The organism is uncultured Dokdonia sp. (assembly GCF_947492815.1).
In the GTDB taxonomy this organism is placed as follows: Bacteria; Bacteroidota; Bacteroidia; order Flavobacteriales; family Flavobacteriaceae; genus Dokdonia.
This window is the reverse complement of sequence record NZ_CANLOB010000020.1, coordinates 39,658-56,731: the sequence shown is the minus strand read 5'-3', so window position 1 is coordinate 56,731 and position 17,074 is coordinate 39,658. Positions and strand designations below refer to the sequence as shown.

15 protein-coding genes are annotated in these 17,074 nt (G+C 32.4%); 10 read left to right on the top strand and 5 right to left on the bottom strand.

All coding sequences use genetic code 11. The features are described from left to right. From Q1A01_RS16540 to Q1A01_RS16500, 9 genes are all read left to right on the top strand, one after another. Entirely contained in the window at positions 1–753 is a 753-nt protein-coding gene (locus tag Q1A01_RS16540) for a LytTR family DNA-binding domain-containing protein (protein WP_299683212.1), read from the top strand. A 125-nt stretch (positions 754–878) separates the two neighbouring features. Further along, positions 879–1,160 (top strand): hypothetical protein, encoded by a 282-nt coding sequence (locus tag Q1A01_RS16535; RefSeq protein WP_299683210.1) that lies wholly within the window; start codon positions 879–881, stop codon positions 1,158–1,160. Between the two features lie 67 nt (positions 1,161–1,227). Then, positions 1,228–1,641: a response regulator gene (locus Q1A01_RS16530; protein ID WP_299683209.1), complete on the top strand. Its 414-nt coding sequence runs from the start codon at positions 1,228–1,230 to the stop codon at positions 1,639–1,641. After that, a complete protein-coding gene (locus Q1A01_RS16525; RefSeq protein ID WP_299683207.1) occupies positions 1,642–2,184 on the top strand; it encodes a heme NO-binding domain-containing protein in 543 nt (180 codons plus the stop codon). Continuing rightward, a complete protein-coding gene (locus Q1A01_RS16520) occupies positions 2,181–4,277 on the top strand; it encodes a PAS domain S-box protein (protein WP_299683205.1) in 2,097 nt (698 codons plus the stop codon). Before Q1A01_RS16525 ends, Q1A01_RS16520 begins: the two co-directional genes overlap by 4 nt. 4 nt (positions 4,278–4,281) lie before the next feature. Continuing rightward, positions 4,282–4,599: an Hpt domain-containing protein gene (locus Q1A01_RS16515; RefSeq protein WP_299683203.1), complete on the top strand. Its 318-nt coding sequence runs from the start codon at positions 4,282–4,284 to the stop codon at positions 4,597–4,599. A 9-nt stretch (positions 4,600–4,608) separates the two neighbouring features. Beyond that, positions 4,609–5,325: a LytTR family DNA-binding domain-containing protein gene (locus Q1A01_RS16510; protein ID WP_299683201.1), complete on the top strand. Its 717-nt coding sequence runs from the start codon at positions 4,609–4,611 to the stop codon at positions 5,323–5,325. A 251-nt stretch (positions 5,326–5,576) separates the two neighbouring features. Then, entirely contained in the window at positions 5,577–5,855 is a 279-nt protein-coding gene (locus tag Q1A01_RS16505) for an STAS domain-containing protein (protein ID WP_299683199.1), read from the top strand. A gap of 72 nt (positions 5,856–5,927) precedes the next feature. Then, positions 5,928–7,148: a glycosyltransferase gene (locus tag Q1A01_RS16500; protein WP_299683197.1), complete on the top strand. Its 1,221-nt coding sequence runs from the start codon at positions 5,928–5,930 to the stop codon at positions 7,146–7,148. A 133-nt stretch (positions 7,149–7,281) separates the two neighbouring features. Here the strand turns inward: Q1A01_RS16500 and Q1A01_RS16495 are convergent, their stop codons facing one another. From Q1A01_RS16495 to Q1A01_RS16485, 3 genes are read right to left on the bottom strand one after another with little or no spacing between them, the layout of a single operon-like run. Further along, a complete protein-coding gene (locus tag Q1A01_RS16495) occupies positions 7,282–8,799 on the bottom strand; it encodes a glycoside hydrolase family 2 TIM barrel-domain containing protein (RefSeq protein WP_299683196.1) in 1,518 nt (505 codons plus the stop codon). Then, on the bottom strand, positions 8,793–10,004 hold the full coding sequence (locus Q1A01_RS16490; protein ID WP_299683194.1) for a hypothetical protein: 1,212 nt from the start codon (positions 10,002–10,004) through the stop codon (positions 8,793–8,795). The genes Q1A01_RS16495 and Q1A01_RS16490 overlap by 7 nt, the downstream gene beginning before the upstream one ends. Next, on the bottom strand, positions 10,004–13,093 hold the full coding sequence (locus Q1A01_RS16485) for a hypothetical protein (protein ID WP_299683192.1): 3,090 nt from the start codon (positions 13,091–13,093) through the stop codon (positions 10,004–10,006). Before Q1A01_RS16485 ends, Q1A01_RS16490 begins: the two co-directional genes overlap by 1 nt. A 177-nt stretch (positions 13,094–13,270) precedes the next feature. On the opposite strand from Q1A01_RS16485, the gene Q1A01_RS16480 reads away from it, so the two are divergent. Then, the gene (locus Q1A01_RS16480; RefSeq protein WP_299683190.1) at positions 13,271–14,089 is read left to right on the top strand and encodes a dolichyl-phosphate beta-glucosyltransferase; all 819 of its coding nucleotides are present in this window, start codon (positions 13,271–13,273) and stop codon (positions 14,087–14,089) included. A gap of 145 nt (positions 14,090–14,234) precedes the next feature. On the opposite strand, the gene Q1A01_RS16475 is transcribed toward Q1A01_RS16480, so the two are convergent. Both Q1A01_RS16475 and Q1A01_RS16470 read right to left on the bottom strand, forming a co-directional pair. Continuing rightward, positions 14,235–14,888 carry a response regulator gene (locus Q1A01_RS16475; RefSeq protein WP_299683188.1) on the bottom strand — a complete coding sequence of 218 codons (654 nt, stop codon included), beginning with the start codon at positions 14,886–14,888 and terminating at the stop codon, positions 14,235–14,237. 16 nt (positions 14,889–14,904) lie between these two features. After that, positions 14,905–16,962: a hypothetical protein gene (locus Q1A01_RS16470; protein WP_299683186.1), complete on the bottom strand. Its 2,058-nt coding sequence runs from the start codon at positions 16,960–16,962 to the stop codon at positions 14,905–14,907. Positions 16,963–17,074 lie beyond the last annotated feature (112 nt).

The following is a 17,074-nucleotide window of genomic DNA, read 5'->3' as shown; positions in this document are numbered from 1 at the left end:
ATGCAAATACTCATCATTGAAGACGAACCTCGTGCAGCAAGCCAATTACAGAACATGCTGAAAGCTTGTGCATTTGAGTATCAATTATTAGATATTATTGATACGGTAGAAGATGCCGTAATCTGGTTTGAGAAAAATTCAGTGCCTGATTTAGTATTTATGGACATCCAACTAGCTGATGGATTAAGTTTTGAGATCTTTCAAAAAACAACTGTAGAAGCACCTATTATTTTTACTACCGCTTTTGATCAATATGCTATTCAGGCATTTAAAGTAAATAGTATCGACTATTTATTAAAACCGATACAGAAGGAAGATGTAACTATAGCATTGAAAAAATTTCAAAAAACAAATCAAACAGCCGCGGTAGATCCTGCTATATTTCAACAGCTTCTTACAAGTATTCAAGCTCCACAAACAAGAACGGGTTTACTCGTAAAAGAAGGCAACGGTTTTGTTCAAATTAAAATTACAGACCTCTTATATGCATACTCAGAAGAGAGTATCACTTTTGGCGTTACTTCAGACAGGCGTTATATCATTGATGAAACAATAGATCAATTATTTAACACACTAGATCAAACCAATTTTTATAGAATTAATAGAGGTCAAATAGTTGCTAAAGAAGCTATCCATAAGATAGATCCCTATTTTAATCATCGCGTAAAGCTTACCATAACTAATCCAAGAGATCAAGAGTTTATCGTAAGTAGGCCCAAAACAAGTAACTTTAAAACGTGGATGAATACATAAATACACGTTTTCCTAATCCACTCGTCTACAGATACGTGCTATTCATCTAAGGGTTTTTTAGTTTAAAAGAATATCTTATAAATGCCCATCAATGTGGTTTAATTTTATACCATAATGATGAAGTCATGGAGTTGTGTGTATCAAAAAGTTGGGAAGAAAAAAATAAGAAAGATGATGTCTTAAATTATCATTTAAGACACTTAGAATTTATCTTATTTTTTGAAATACAATTAGAACAAACCTATACAGAGGACTGTTCTTGGCGTTTTTTGGAAAAATTCAAAGCATTAAAACAGGAAGCTCAAATGAATGTTTTAAAATATAGTTCACATTATCAAAAGCAGCAAAACATTCAATTCCATTCGTCGACACTTAATGGTTATTCACCGACAGTACCTTTAGATTAAACGAAACATACGGGTAAACCATAAAAATTGAACTATTTTCAATTAAAATTTGATATACTATCTCATTATGAGTAACTTACTTGACGTGTTATTAATTGAAGATGACACGATAGAAATCATGAAATTAAATAGAACGATTTCTAGCCTAAACTTAAACCATAACATTATAGAAGCTAATAACGGAGAAGAAGCACTTTCTATATTAAAAGAAGGAAACTCATTACCCGATATTATTTTATTAGATTTAAATATGCCTAAAATTAATGGAATTGAGTTTTTAAAGATTTTAAAAAACGATCCAAATTTAAAATATTTACCTACCATTGTACTTACCACTTCCAATAATAGAAAGGATTTATTAGAGTGCTATAAAATAGGTATTGCTGGATATGTTTTGAAGCCTTTAAAGTATGATGATTATGTTTCAAAAATTGAAAAGCTATTAGCCTATTGGAGTGTTAACGAATTAATTAAAGCATAAATGAAAGGAATTGTTTTTACAGAATTTTTAGACCTTGTAGAAGATAAGTTTGGATTAGAAATGGTTGATAAAATCATCTCACAATCTACATTAGAATCTGAAGGTATCTATACTTCAGTTGGCACGTATAAATTTTCTGAAATGCTGCAGCTTCTTCAAAACTTAAGTACGAATACGGGTATAGAGATAGATGACTTGTTATTAGTATATGCAGAGCATTTCTTTAGCGTACTAGAAGATAGTTATCCTGGGCTTTTAAGCACCTATAAAGATCCTATAGAAATGCTAGCTTCTATTGAAAATCATATTCACGTAGAGGTACGAAAAATATATCCAGATGCAGAGCTCCCTACTTTTTTAGTAGAAAGCAAAACAGAAAACTCACTCGTTATGATATACAAGTCTAATAGAGCAATGCATCATTTTGGCTTGGGGTTAATGAATAAGACATTTGAACATTTTAATGCCAAAGCGACTATCACTTTAGAAAAAATAAAAGAAGATGGTACTGAGGTGAAGTTTATCATTACCAAAAATGAATGAGTCAAGAACAAATTGATATATTACAAAGAGCACTAAAAAGAGAAAAAGCTGCTCGAAAAGCTTCTGAAAAAATTCTAGAAGAGAAGTCCCTTCAATTATATAATACTGCTCAAGAGTTAAAAGATGTCAATCAAAAGCTAGAACATCTTTTAGACGAAAAGACCTCTCAACTACAAGGTATTTTTGAAAATATAAATGATGCCTATTTAGTCATGGATCTCAATGGCAATGTCATCAAAATGAATGACGCCGCTATCGATCTTTTTGGTTATAATATTGAAAAGGAAAAAATCAATGTTGTATCACTTATCTATAATAAAGATTATGGGTATGCCATGAAATCTTTTAATGAGCTTAGAACCAAAGGGGCTTTTACAAATTATACGGCTCGCGTCAACACAAGAAATAAAGGAGTACGCTGGGTACATATCAATGCAAGTGTCGTTTTTGATAAGCAAAAAAAACCAATTGCTGCACAAGGAATTGTGCGAGATATTACTGAAGCAAAACGTACTGAAAAATTAATTGAAGATCAACGTCAAGAGTTGGATGTAATTGTAGAAAATTCTTCATTTGGAATTGTTCTTACGCAACACTCAGATATTATACGTACTAATGAAACTTTTCAGAAAGCTTTAGGTTATACCAAACAAGAACTTTTAGAACGTACTATAAAAGAGGTTTCTGTCAAAGAAGATTATCCTTTATCCAAAGAGTATATTGCAAAAATGGAGACAGGTGAGATAGATAATTTTGTAATAGACAAACGTTACAAGAAAAAAGACAATTCTATACTATGGGCTAAAACCAATGTAAGTGCTGTAAGAGACTCGTCTGGTAATATAAAGTATCAAGTTGCTATTATTGAAGACATCACTTTGGAAAGAGAAAGATCATTAATTATTAATATGATTAATGAGGTAGCAAGATCAATTCTTGGAAAAGAAGACATCTATGAAATAGCTCATGAAATTACCAATAGTATTGCTCACTATTTAAACACAGAAGATTGTGTCATTTATATTGTAGATCAAGAAAAAGCAACTGTAGAACAGATAGCTGCTTATGGAGAAAAAATGAATACAGATGGGACTATTATTAATAGAATGTCTATAAAAATAGGTGAAGGCATTGTAGGTACTGTTGCTGTAACTGGAAAACCTGAACTTATTGCAAATACTGATCTTGACAAACGATATGTTACAGACACTATAAAAAGATACTCAGAACTTGTTGTACCTATACTTAGTGATAATAAAGTAATTGGTATCATAGATTCGGAACACAGTCAAAAAAATTACTTCACCCAAAAGCATCTTGAAACTTTACAAAATGTAGCAAGCATTGTTTCTATGCAACTTAAAAGTGCTATCAATATACGCGAGCGACAAAATGCAGAAAATCAAAATAAAACATTATTAAAAGAGCTAGAAAAGAGTAATAATGAATTACAGGAATATGCACATATTGTATCGCATGACTTAAAATCTCCTCTACGCAGTATAGAAGCGCTTACTTCCTGGATCAAAGAAGATAATAAAGGAAAGCTTGACGAAACCAGCTTAAAAAACTTCTCTCTTATCGAGATGACCTTAGAAAAAATGGAACAATTAATCTCAGATATTTTAGAATATTCTAGTATTGGAGCAACTACCGATGAATCTGAAGAAGTAAATATAAACACACTTATTAATGATTTAAAACAGGTATTATATGTTCCAGAAAACATCTCTATTGAAGTTGCAAACAGCTTACCCATTATAAAAGGAGATAAGATAAAATTCCAACAGGTTTTTCAAAACTTAATTAGTAATGCTATTAAGTTTAATGATAAAGAAAAAGGACATATCATTATTGACTATAAAGACAAAAAATCCTACCATCAGTTTTCTGTTAGTGATAATGGGATTGGGATTGATAAGAAATATTACGATACTATCTTTAAAATATTCAATTCTTTAAAACAAAGCAAAGATTCTTCTGGTATTGGACTTTCCATCGTTAAAAAAATCATTGATTTGTACAAGGGAAATATTTGGGTAACATCAGAATTAAACAAAGGCACGACGTTCTTCTTTACGATTAAAAAATGACCCTATGGAACAACCAAATCACTCATACATTGATCAGCTTGCTGCTGGAAACGAAATATTTAAAGAAAAACTATTGGGCGTTATCAAAGATGAATTCCCAGAAGAAAAAGCGATTTATCACAAAAACATAAAAGCAAAAAACTACAAAGAAGCTGCAGAAAATGTACATAAGATTAAACATAAAATTAGTATTTTAGGTCTTGAGAAAAGTTATGAAATAGCAGTTTCATTTGAAAACAATCTAAAAGAAGAAAACACTACTTTAAGAGTTGAATTTGAAACTATTTTAAATGTTATTTCTGAGTACTTGATAACACTGTAAGCTATTGATATGAATTGTATTATTATAGATGATGAAACGACTGCAAGAGTGATCATAAACCAATTATGCTCACAAATAGATGATCTTACAATTTTAGAAGAATTTCCTAATGCTATACAAGCTATTAAATACCTAAATCAACATGAGGTTGATCTGATTTTTTTGGATATTCATATGCCTGATTTTACAGGATTTGACTTTATACAAACACTCAAAAACCCTCCTAAAATAATTTTAACCACATCAGATGCCAACTTTGCTATTGAAGCCTTTGAGTATGATTGTATTGTAGACTATTTGGTAAAACCCATTCCTTTCCCAAGGTTTGAAAAAGCGATTCAAAAAGCACGAAATTTTGCTGCAACAAATGCTGCTGCAGCTACACAAACTCCTACAGATCAAGAACCAGCATCAGACAATCATTTATATATAAATATAGATAGACGTCTAATAAAGCTAGACATCCCGAGTATCTATCTCATTGAAGCCAAAGGAGATTATATCAATGTCAAAACAGAAGACAAAAATTATACGGTACATTCTACATTAAAGAAAATAGAAGATAAACTTCCTAAGGATCTGTTTTTAAAAGTACACAGATCCTATATTATCAATGTCAAAAAAATTATTGATATTGAGGATAATAGTGTTTTAATTAAGAAAGATGTCATTCCAGTAAGTAGATCTAATAGACCTGAGCTTATGAAAAGACTCAATTTACTGTAATTAGACTTCTAGTAGCTTAAGTTACTACCCATACTCTATTCCTTCTTTAATTTATTTCGCTTTAAGCGAAATTCAACGCATACGTAATCAACATATTACGTTTTTTCTGATTTCTTATTTATCATAAATCTTCAATAGTAAGCCATTCACCTACAGTAAATGGCAACTCACCGAAATCTGGACAAAACCCTGAACTTCTTGCACGATATTTACACCAGAATTAAAACAATAACCTATTAAAAATAAGAATCATGGCTTTACAAATTTTAGAATGCAACGGAACTTTTTACATCACTGGAAAAATAAACTCAGAAACTTCAAATTCTTTTATGACACATTTTACACATGTGTTAAGAAAACACGAAGAAGTAACAGTCAATATTGATAAGGTAAAGGAAATAGATAGAGCAGGTGTAGAAGCTTTTAAAAAACTACACGCAACTGCAACAGAAAATCAAAAAGAATTTTCAATCACCGGATATGGATGCAAAGACATCTATTATGAGTTTAGCTATCATAAAGCTGCTTAAAGAGAATACCCCACATCATATATAGATAACATATAATATAGCCCCTACCTATTCACATTAAAAACAATACTTATGAAACTCGCCATAGTCACTGCCTACCCCCCTAGTAAAGTAACATTAAATGAATATGCTTTTCATCTTGTAAAGCATTTTAGACAGAAAGAAGAAGTTACAGAAATTGTATTACTTACGGATAGAACTCAAGGAGAAAAAAACCTGTCATTTGTTGAAAATGGTTGTAAAATAACAATCAAAGAGTGTTGGTCATTTAATAGTTATCGTACACTTTTTAGTGTAAGTAAAGCTATTAAAAACACACAGCCAGATGCAGTCTTGTTTAACTTACAGTTTATGAAGTTTGGGGATAAAAAGATACCTGCCACACTAGGGCTTTTATTACCGCTGGCTTGTAAACTAAGAAAGATTCCTACCATTGCGTTACTTCATAATATACTAGAAGAAGTAGACCTCGGTTCTGCAGGATTCACCTCTAATAAAATACTCCAGAAAACTTATAATTTTATTGGGTCTATGATCACAAGGTTGATCTTACAAGCAGATGTTGTTGCTGTAACTATGCAAAAGTATGTAACCATCCTTGAAGAGAAATATAAAGTATCTAATGTGCAATGTATCCCACACGGAACTTTTGAAGTCTCAAAAGAAGCTCCAGAATATACCATTCCAGAAGGCCCTTTACAAATCATGACCTTTGGAAAGTTTGGAACGTACAAAAAAGTAGAACCACTTATTGAAGCTGTTGAATTGATAAGACAGTCGTCAAACCTAGATGTAGAAGTTGTCGTAGCTGGAACAGACAACCCTAATGTACCTGGTTATTTAGCAAGTGTAGAAGCAAAATACAAACATGTAAAGCAAGTTCGTTTTACAGGATATGTAGAAGAAGAGGACGTTCCTTCTTTATTTAAAGACAGTGCTGTGGTTGTATTTCCATACACTGCTACTACAGGAAGTTCTGGTGTATTACATCAAGCAGGAAGTTATGGAAAAGCAGTTGTATTACCAGATCTAGGAGACTTAGCGTTACTGATTAAAGATGAAGGGTACCAAGGAGAATTTTTCAATCCTGAACAGACACAAAGCTTAGCAACCGCTATCGAAAAAATTATTACAAATGACAGCTATAGAATCGCATTAGGCACATCAAATTATAAAGCCTCTATTGCTTTCCCAATGGAACGCATCACAGACATGTATCTAGATACATTCAACGCGATTATTCAAAGAAAAAAACATATAAACACCACAAACGAAGCCCCTTCTATTATTTAGAAATATACTTGAACATTCCCCTTTCACCCCTTTTTATTGCCCAAAGCCCCAAATTGTTTTTTGATTATTGATTTTAAGCTGGGGAAGTCCCCCTAAACTTTCCTGGCTTTTAAAAAATGCACCTAATAAAAAATTATTCCCCCGAAATATACTTGAATGCAGCCTTTTCGTCCCCATTTTTATTTATGAACCCAAATTGTTTTTGATTGTTTTTTTGCCAAGGAAGTCTCCCCACGACTTCCTTTGGTATTTCTACAAAGTCATATAATGTCCATGACATAGATGGAATTTTATGCTTTGCAATAATACCTTGTATCTCTTTATGATAGGTAGCTTGATCATTTTCAGAATTTCCAAATGGATTCCAAATACCTTTATAGGAAGACATTCCAAACTCACTTAATACAATAGGTTTTGAAGGTATTTCTTCTTTTAAATACAGATATACATCTTCTAAGGTATCTAGATCTTCATAAAAATGAAAGGAGACAACATCTACGTGGTCTTTAAGAATAATAGCACTTTCTGCATTAGACCATCCAATCGTTACTGGATGATCTGGATCTATATTTTTTACAAAGCTTGTCATCATTTGTAACCAAGCGTTCACTTGCTTTTCTCCTCTAGATTCAAAATCTAAATTTGGTTCGTTTTTAATATCCCAAGCATACAGAGCGGGGTGTTCTTTAAGTGAAGAAACGATCGTTGCTGCGTGACGTCTATTTAGTGTCCAATCTAACACTGCATAATCTCCATAAAAATCAAACAATGTCACCATGACTTTTAAATTGTGACGTTCAGCAAGGTCTAGTGTTTGTTTTAGTTTTTGGAGCTTATCTTCTTGCACATTTGCTTTTCCAAAATCGTCATATTGAACAAATATGCGTATACTTTCCAATCCTGCATCTTTGATCATTTGAAAATCTTTTGATAGAATCTCTGGATCAAAACCATCACCAAACATATCCCAAGGTGTTGCTTGAGGGTAATAATTAATTCCTTTTACAGAGATATCTTTTAGGGTATCAAAGCGTTCTTTTTCAGTATACACTTCCTGATACTCTTTAACCATGTGTCGTATACGCCAAAATCCATCTTCAAGCAATAGGACTATTTTATACGTAGCCGTTTCTGTAGTTTCTAAAATGAGCACTTCATCTTTATACAAACGCTTATATTCAACAACACCATGATCTGTAATCACAACCAATTGACCATCTTCACTAAAAAATTCTAAGGTCGGGTGATGTTCTAAAGTGGTCGCTTCTACAACAACACCTTCTTCTGTATTATGAGCTATCGTATTATATAAGTTTTTTCGAGCATTCTCTGTATAATAGTCTTCAATACCGCTTGTGGTATTGGTTTTATATGCTATTTGTTTTACATACCACGCATCTAAATAATTATTCTCTATACGTTCTAATGTTTCTTGATCCATAGGCCTCCCTTCATTGTATAAAGGAGCCCAATCTACATCAGGAATATATTGATCAATCTTCTTGATTTCTGTATGTAATATACTAGCTCTATCTGCCCCTGTATTTAAGTAACTATATAATGAACTAATACCGCCTATAATTACCGCAATGATGATCATATAAGAGATGATCAGTATACTTCTAAGTATATTTCTGTTCATCTTTACCATAACTTTATATTGGGAAGGTTTTTTTCTAATCCCGCTGTTTTTATTGTGAGCGTATAGGTGTCATTTTTAAAAATAGCTTCCTCCAAACCAAAAGAGACATACCCTTTTCTTGAGGTTTTTGTATATGTTTCAAGTAACACATTGTCTTTATAAACTTCCAATACTACTTGAAAACCATCAGGGATCATTTGGTTCATAAAACTTTTTAAGGGTCCTACTTGGATTTCTCTATTCGCTTTCGCGAAAGCGATCTCAACATTTTTCACCACCTGTTGATAAGCTATTGAAATCGTATTACTTTCTGCCATTCCATCTACATAGGCCTGGACTGTCCATTGTTCTTCCTGATCTGGATGGATCATCTTAGCGGTAGCTATTCCTTGTACCGTTGTTCCAGAAGTCTTTAATACATTACCCGCTTTATTTCTAATAAAGAACGTAACAAAGGTACCGTCACTTACGATATTGTCGTGTGCATCTCTTAAAATAGACGTATAAAATGATGTGATTTGATTTCCGTCTGCATACTCATGAGGCCGATCTGCCGAAATTGTAAAATCAGTTGGAATAGCAGGAAGTACATCGACCGTATACTCTGTCGAATGGGTTTCTAAACATTCTGCAGCGATAAATAACCTTCCGCTCTTTCTTCTTGAGGATATATTTTTATAGCCTATTATCTTTTTGGTCTCAATCTCTTCTTCTGTTTGTGTATCTAAAAACCGATGATCTACCATTACCGGTGTTCCCTCAGGCATAGGGTTATCTAATGAGTCTGTTGGGATAACCACAAGCATGGTATAATCAATATCTCCCGCTTCTATTGTGGGCGGACCAATATAGGTTTCCATCGTAGTAACATTCTTTTGAGGACTCATTACAAAGGAACCTGATGTAGGATTATTATGAATTAATTTCCAATGAACTAATCCTGATTTATTTGCTATAAAATCAGGGATTTCATAATGAAGTGTAGTTTCTTCAAGTACAGGAGTAATAACGGTACTTCCATAACTATTTGAACAATATAAAAGTGGCGTCACAGCTTCTGCTGATGAAAATTGCAACAGTACTGTACTTCCAACTTCAAATTCCGTTTGACTGGTTAATAAGCCAATACTATTTCCCTGATCTTTTTCTTGACCAGTAGAAATAGTAGCGATTAGTATCGCTATAAAGAGGAATATATGTTGTTTATACTTCATTAATTAGGGTTTCCTATATAGGAGTTTATTTCAATTTTAATATACTCATAATCGGGATGTTCAATTTTTTGAAGTTGAGCATCGGTATGATTTTGTATTCTATCAGGAACGATCTTATTAGAAATCCCTTCATTAGGCAATCCATTTACAAAAATATTTTCCATCGAATCGTTCACCACTCGCATGGATGCTTCTTTTAAAAGAGGATATTTAAATGTTTGTTGGCGTTGTTGTCGTATGCCTTCTTTTATAAATAAATGATCTACCCACAATAAGGTTTTATCTATATCGTAGTATGTGATTAAGAGTTGTGGTACAGTAATTTCTTCAATTCCGCTATTAAACACACTTCCAGTAATTGTATTTGAATCTATCGATAGTGCGCTCAAAGAAGCTTCCTTATATAAATCTGAGCCAGATACATTGCCTGCTACTTGAAGATTAAACTTGGTGGGTTGCTCTTCAAATTCAATAGGTGTAAACTCATCTGGATTAAATGCCTTAGGAATAGAATCTTTTGTTTTAGACCAAGCTATGCCCTCAAAATCAATTCGAAAAGAACTCACTTCTTTAGGCATTAATTTATGCTTCACATGATGTTTTGCATTATAGGTGGCAAGTTCTTTATTAGCATCATTATACAAGGTGCCTTTTAAAACAATATCTGCAGGAACACTTTCTAAATTCTGGACTTCTCCCACAATCGCATAATGTGTATCGTACTGAACTAATTTGGCAGAAAGCACTTCTAAAACGGGTTGTTTTAATACATCTTCATGATGTGTTTGTTCTGTGGTTACTCGTCTTCGTCCTTGATTAAAATACCTAGATGTATTAGATGCATATAATTGATCCGGAGGGATATCTGTGTCTAAATCATAGTGTTGCAACAACCACTTCCCATTACGTTTTATAACCGTTCTATATTCCTCTTTATGAATCTTTTCAAGAGGTGTAATCCAATCTGTAATGACTTTGGCGGTTACTAATGAATCACTATTCCTAGTAATGATTGTATGGATATTATCCAGTTTAGCATACGAACTCAATAAGCCATCTGTTACTGAAATCTCTAACATATACTGCGCTATGGTAAGATCTTTTTTAGTATCAATAAGTGCGTATGCTTTTTCAAACTCTTTAAAATCTAAGGCATCATAATATGCAACGATTGCATTTTTAGGTGAACGTTGACTATCATTTTTGATGTAAAATAAATAGATCCCATAAAAAACCAAGATTGCTAAAATAATAGACCAAATATGTGTAACTCTAAGAAGGTTTTTTGAAAATGATGCGTAGGTATTTTTAAATGCTAAGTACACAGGAGGTGTTTTTAAGTTAGTTTTTAGCATTCGAATCCAAAGCATCTGGATATTGAGCATAAAGGCAATGATTACAGTTAAAAAAGGAATTACTCCCCATAGTATTTTTTGCCATTTAGGGATTTCATCTTTAGGTAATATCGCAGGAATAGGTTTTACATTCAGTCGTTCCCACACCATAATACCATTTTCTAATTGCCGTAAGCGTTGCCACCCGCAGAAATACAAAACAGGGTCATAAAACTTATCGTTAGAAAAGATATACTTTAGATTATATTTCTCTGGAGTCGTTAAAAATTGTTGCAAGGAGCCTATTCCTGCAACTCCTTTATACTTTGAATTTTCTAGTCGCTCAATAGGTCTTGTAGTAAGCTCTGGCAAACGTCTTGCTGAGTGATAATTACCATCTACAGACAATGCATTTGTTTGTGCTGATAACCATGCCATTTGATCTCCAAAACCAAGTGTTAAAAATCGCCACTTGTCATGATCATCCTGATTAAGGAAATTAACAATAGGTAGCATTTTTATTTTTTGAGGCTGTGAAGGTCTAAAATATCCTAAACTCATTGTAAAAACAGTCATGAAAATAAACAGACCTGCTAATATCCCTCCTATAATACGATGATATACGCCTCCAAATTTTGACTGAATACGCTGTTTTAAATCCCCTTCAGAAAATCGATATACAAACTCTCCAAAAAGAGGCAATGACATAATACTTGCCCAGAGTGTAAATCGATCTAATGTCAATATATTAAATGCGGTTTCTCCTAAAACCATTCTAGGAATAGGTGTTGTTCCTCCAGTTCCTAAAACAAAAAGAATAGTCATAGAAAGCCCAAAGAACAAATAACGTTTACTATAATATCTATAGAATATATATGGCAATAAGATTAATAGAATACCCCACGGAATCAAAAAGAAAACGAGTCCAGAAGAAGTAATTTCTAAAAAATTATCACGAGATCCATGTGGAATAGGCACTTGCGTAATAGGGTTGTTTTTAGAATTAATCCAATACGGGAGAATACATCCTATAATGATTACTAAAGATGACATTCCAAACCCTACAATACGTTTAAATAACTTAAGGAAGCTTCTTAAAAAAACACTAAACGTTATTTCCTTTATAGAAGAAACTTCCTCTCTTGACACGTCCATAATGACCATTCCTATCAATGGGAAAATAAAAAATACCATTCCAAAAATGGGAGTCACATGGTGTGAGGTCACCGTAACGGCTATTAATGACAAGGATGTAAATAGATAGCGATACTTTCCTGTCTTTAACCAAAGGTAAATCTCTGGTAAGGCATGCATCAATATGGAGATTCCTATAATGCTAGGTAGTTGCCCAAAAATATGTAATGTCTCTACAAAAGAAGATGAGAATACGGCAAGAATAGATGCATACCCAGCCACTGTTCTGTTTGCAGTAATTAGTAAAGAAAACCTATAGACTCCTGTTATAAAAAGCACAATACTTAAGAGTGCCACGGTAAATAAACCAAATTTCAATCCTCCAATTAAAGAAAGTATTCCAATAGATTGATGCACCAAAGGAGGATAACTGGTTACAGTAAATCCTGTATACCATTTATAATTCCAGGGTTCAAACCAGCTATTTGCATAATGATCTGCAAAAAATAAATGTATTAACGCATCATACGTCGTTTCTAACGTAAAAAAGATAGACGTACCATGAAATGCAAGTCCCACAAGTAGGGCTATTAACAGGTGTTTATTAGTACTTCCTTTCATGTATAACGTCACTATTCTTTTGAATTTTAAAGATATAACAAACTTCCCGCTTAGAAAGAAAGTGTGGTCTATGCTTTTTTTTCATTCACCTATACAAAAGCGCCATCCATCGAATATCGCCCAAAAAGACAGGGGTTCACACCTACTTTTGACCAAAGAAACCCAAACATAATGAACATGAAAACAGGAATTATCATACCATGCTACAACGAAGAAAAACGTTTAAATGTAGATGCGTTTATCAATTTTATTACAACAAACGAAAAATATCATTTATGCTTTGTAAATGATGGAAGTAAAGACAACACACTAGAAGTTTTAGAAGCTATTCAAAAAAATGCCCCTTCAAGCGTAAGTATTGTAGATATCAAAAAAAACTCAGGAAAAGCAGCTGCTGTGCGATATGGATCAAGATATTTATTTAACAGAAAAGATATCGACTATATTGGTTTTATAGATGCCGATCTCTCCACAGATTTTGATGATTTCAAAAATCTTACAGAGACACTTCACAGAAACAAGGAACTTATGCTTGTGTATGGATCTAGAGGCAAGGGAAACGGACAAATAGAAAGAAATATCTTTAGAAACATATTCTCTAAAATTGTAAAATCCATTGTATTCTTCATTTTAGGTCTCCCAATAGAAGACACACAGTGTGGCGCAAAAGTTTTTAGAAGAAATGCGATCCCTGTTGCGTACAATAATACGTTCTTAACGAGATGGTTATTTGATGTCGAGATCTTTTTACGTTTAAAAAAGCATTTTGGTTCAAAAGAAATTATGAATAAAATGTATGAGCAACCTTTAAACCGTTGGGTACATGTAGACGATTCTAAATTAGGAATGAAAGACGCTATTCAAATTCCAGTTAAACTATTACAAATTTGGGTGTCTTATAATGTATATAGCACTTTTAATGTACAAGAAAACACTCCTGAAATAGCACCTCAAGTTATCATATTACAACCAGAAAACCTTCCTATGGCAGCATAATTACACGAACTATATAATATAATTAAGGCATTATGTTTTTAGACATATGCTAACGCTTCGCTCTCCATACTGTCGTGAACCTGCCTACCGGCAGGTAGGTCTCACAAGTTCGATTTCGCGAAAGCGTATATAGCAAGAAATATCATTAAATAATCCCTCTGTCTTTAGCTAGAGATATAAGTTGTACTGGATTTTTTGCATTTAACAGCACTTTTAATCTACTTATATTTTTTTCGATACTACTAAGACTACAAGGAGGAATAAGTGTTTCTGAAATCTGCTTTTGGGAAAGTCCTCTAGAAAGAAAGTTTAATATTTTGATGTCTGCATCATTTATCTCATCAATATCGTCTACATTTCTGAGTAGTTGTTTTATTTTTGGAGTGCAATAAGGTTCTTTATTATACACCGCTTGAATCGCTCGTTTTATATGTAATGATTCATCACGTCCTTTTGCTACAAAAGCATGTATGCCATAGTCATCATACAGTCTTTTAATTCTACCAATTCCTTTTTCTACAGAAAAAACGATAATTTTTATATTGGGAATAAGTTGTTTTACCTCGGTAATTAAATCTTCACCAATAGAAATGGAACGATCCCTATGGTCTTCTTCAAATTGTAAATCGGTAATCAGTAATTCAAACGGCATGCCTTCTTGTAATGATGCCTTTACTTTTATAACGGCGTCATCACAATACTTTGTTTTACTAACATGAGTAATGGTTTCTTTTAAGATACTTTCTACACCTCTGTGTGTCGTATCTTGATCTTCTGCGATTAATACTTTTCTAAACATAATGTAGGGGATTAATTTAACTAAAAAAATAAAGGTGAGCTTTAAACCCATTTCCTTTTGATGTATTAAAAGTAATAATCCCTTGTATGTTTTTTATACGGGTTTCCACATTTTGAAGTCCTCTTTTATTTATAGTATCAAATTCAAATCCTATTCCATTATCTGTGTAATTTATAAAATGCTTTCTTCCTTCAGATTTAAAAATGACTGTTATCTCTGATGCTTTACTGTATTTTTTTGCATTAACAAGCAATTCTTGAAGGCTTCTATAAATATTTATTTTTTTGTGATCTGATATGGTATCCCAATTAATTCCTGAAGTAACATTGGTGATTACATTAACTCCATGAGAATTGTATTGAGTAATTAAAAACTTGAGGCTTCTAGCAAAATCATTACTATCAAATCCTGCTATTTCTGCCGAAATATCTCGAGTACGTTCATATAAATCTTCTAATTTATTAACTAAAGGTTCTTTTACATCATTTGGTATTGCCGCATCATTGTCAATTAAATTCATAACCCCTGACATATCATTTGCTAGTTCATCATGTACTTTTTTAGAGAGTCTTCGTTCTGTCTCATAGGTTTCTTTTACAATTTCTCTTACTTTTTCTCTTTTGTGTTTTGATTTTAAAGTCACATACAGAAAAACGGATGATATAATCAAAACAATCACAATGGCTAAAGCTATCGTATTTTGTTTTTGTTTCTTTTCTGCTTCTATTTCTAGTTCAAAATTTTTATTCTTTAGAGCATCGTTTTCAAATTTAGTATCTGCATAAATCCTTTCGGTTTCATTATTTGCTTCTCGGATATATTTATAAGCTCTAGATCGTTCAAGACCCATTTGATTCGATATCGATTTTCCTAGTGCATCCTTTAATTCAAAAATCCATGTTATACTTTTTATAATTTCTACACTGTTATTTAGTGTTTTTGCATTTTCATAGTTTTTTTCAGCGTATGCTAGTGCTAACTCTTTATTTGAATCGGCATAATATTCTGTTAAATGCGTATAACTAGCTATTAATCCAGAAACATCACCAATCTCTTCTCGAAGCCTTAACGCCTCTAGTAATAATTCTTCAGATTTGTCATTATCTCTATTTTCTAACCATTTTATGCGTCCCAAATTGCTTGAAACTCTAGCCCTAGCTTCTTTTGATTTTTTTATGGTAGGTGAATTTAAAATACTGTCTAAAATAAGTACAGCCTTTTTATAATTTCCCTGATCTGCATATATATTTGCTTCTGTATTTTTTAATGTTAAGATACTTTTTGTTCTAGTTTCTATTTTTAAAGCTTTTTTATTAAAAGTTAGTGCTTCCTCATAGTTATTCAGCTCTCTGTTTGTTGTCGCTATATTCAAATTCAATCCAACAACATCTCCTACTTTTGAAGCTTTATTTACAAAACTTAATCCATCTGTAGCTGTTGCTTGACTAGCCCTATAATTTCCTAATTTTTTTTGAATTTGAGCCATCTCTAAAAGCGTAGTCACGGCATTTACGCTATCTTTTTTCTTTCTTCTAATTAAAAATGCATCATTAAAGTATTTAAAAGATTCTGTTAACTTATGCTGTTCTTTTTTGTAAAGTCCCAATTTAAAATACCCTTTTGCGATGCCAATACTATCATTAATACCCTTTGAAAATTCTACTAACTCTTTTGCATAATAAACGGATGAATCATAGTCTGAAAGGCTACTATAATATCTAGAAATTTTATCATATCCTAGACGGGTATACTCGTTGCTTTCTCTAGCAATTGCAATATTCAATAATTCTTTACAATAAGGAATGGATAGACCATATTTCCTGCTTACCCCTAGGAGATATGTTTTTTTCTTTAAGCCTAATAAAATAGCTAATGTATCAGCCGAATTTCTAGCTTCTACTAAAAAAGAGTCTATTGCGACTAAACGCTTTGGGATAGATAAATTTTTATTTTCACTCTGTTGAAAAAAAACATTATCTACTGTGTCAACAGTAACATCCTCATTTGGTTTTAAACCATCACAGCTTACTATAAAAAAAATGAGAATAAAAGCAGATATAAGTACTGTTTTCATTCTTCTAAAATACTAACTTCTATTAAGTTAGCAATCACCTTATTTATTTAAAATATCTATTTCATTAATATTTACTTTTCAAATACACGTTTTCTTATTTTTAAAAGTATAA

Coding starts and splice junctions, on each gene's coding strand:
- Q1A01_RS16540 (WP_299683212.1), top strand. CDS start 1: ATGCAAATACTCATCATTGAAGACGAACCTCGTGCAGCAAGCCAATTA.
- Q1A01_RS16535 (WP_299683210.1), top strand. CDS start 879: ATGGAGTTGTGTGTATCAAAAAGTTGGGAAGAAAAAAATAAGAAAGAT.
- Q1A01_RS16530 (WP_299683209.1), top strand. CDS start 1,228: ATGAGTAACTTACTTGACGTGTTATTAATTGAAGATGACACGATAGAA.
- Q1A01_RS16525 (WP_299683207.1), top strand. CDS start 1,642: ATGAAAGGAATTGTTTTTACAGAATTTTTAGACCTTGTAGAAGATAAG.
- Q1A01_RS16520 (WP_299683205.1), top strand. CDS start 2,181: ATGAGTCAAGAACAAATTGATATATTACAAAGAGCACTAAAAAGAGAA.
- Q1A01_RS16515 (WP_299683203.1), top strand. CDS start 4,282: ATGGAACAACCAAATCACTCATACATTGATCAGCTTGCTGCTGGAAAC.
- Q1A01_RS16510 (WP_299683201.1), top strand. CDS start 4,609: ATGAATTGTATTATTATAGATGATGAAACGACTGCAAGAGTGATCATA.
- Q1A01_RS16505 (WP_299683199.1), top strand. CDS start 5,577: ATGGCTTTACAAATTTTAGAATGCAACGGAACTTTTTACATCACTGGA.
- Q1A01_RS16500 (WP_299683197.1), top strand. CDS start 5,928: ATGAAACTCGCCATAGTCACTGCCTACCCCCCTAGTAAAGTAACATTA.
- Q1A01_RS16495 (WP_299683196.1), bottom strand. CDS start 8,799: ATGGTAAAGATGAACAGAAATATACTTAGAAGTATACTGATCATCTCT.
- Q1A01_RS16490 (WP_299683194.1), bottom strand. CDS start 10,004: ATGAAGTATAAACAACATATATTCCTCTTTATAGCGATACTAATCGCT.
- Q1A01_RS16485 (WP_299683192.1), bottom strand. CDS start 13,093: ATGAAAGGAAGTACTAATAAACACCTGTTAATAGCCCTACTTGTGGGA.
- Q1A01_RS16480 (WP_299683190.1), top strand. CDS start 13,271: ATGAAAACAGGAATTATCATACCATGCTACAACGAAGAAAAACGTTTA.
- Q1A01_RS16475 (WP_299683188.1), bottom strand. CDS start 14,888: ATGTTTAGAAAAGTATTAATCGCAGAAGATCAAGATACGACACACAGA.
- Q1A01_RS16470 (WP_299683186.1), bottom strand. CDS start 16,962: ATGAAAACAGTACTTATATCTGCTTTTATTCTCATTTTTTTTATAGTA.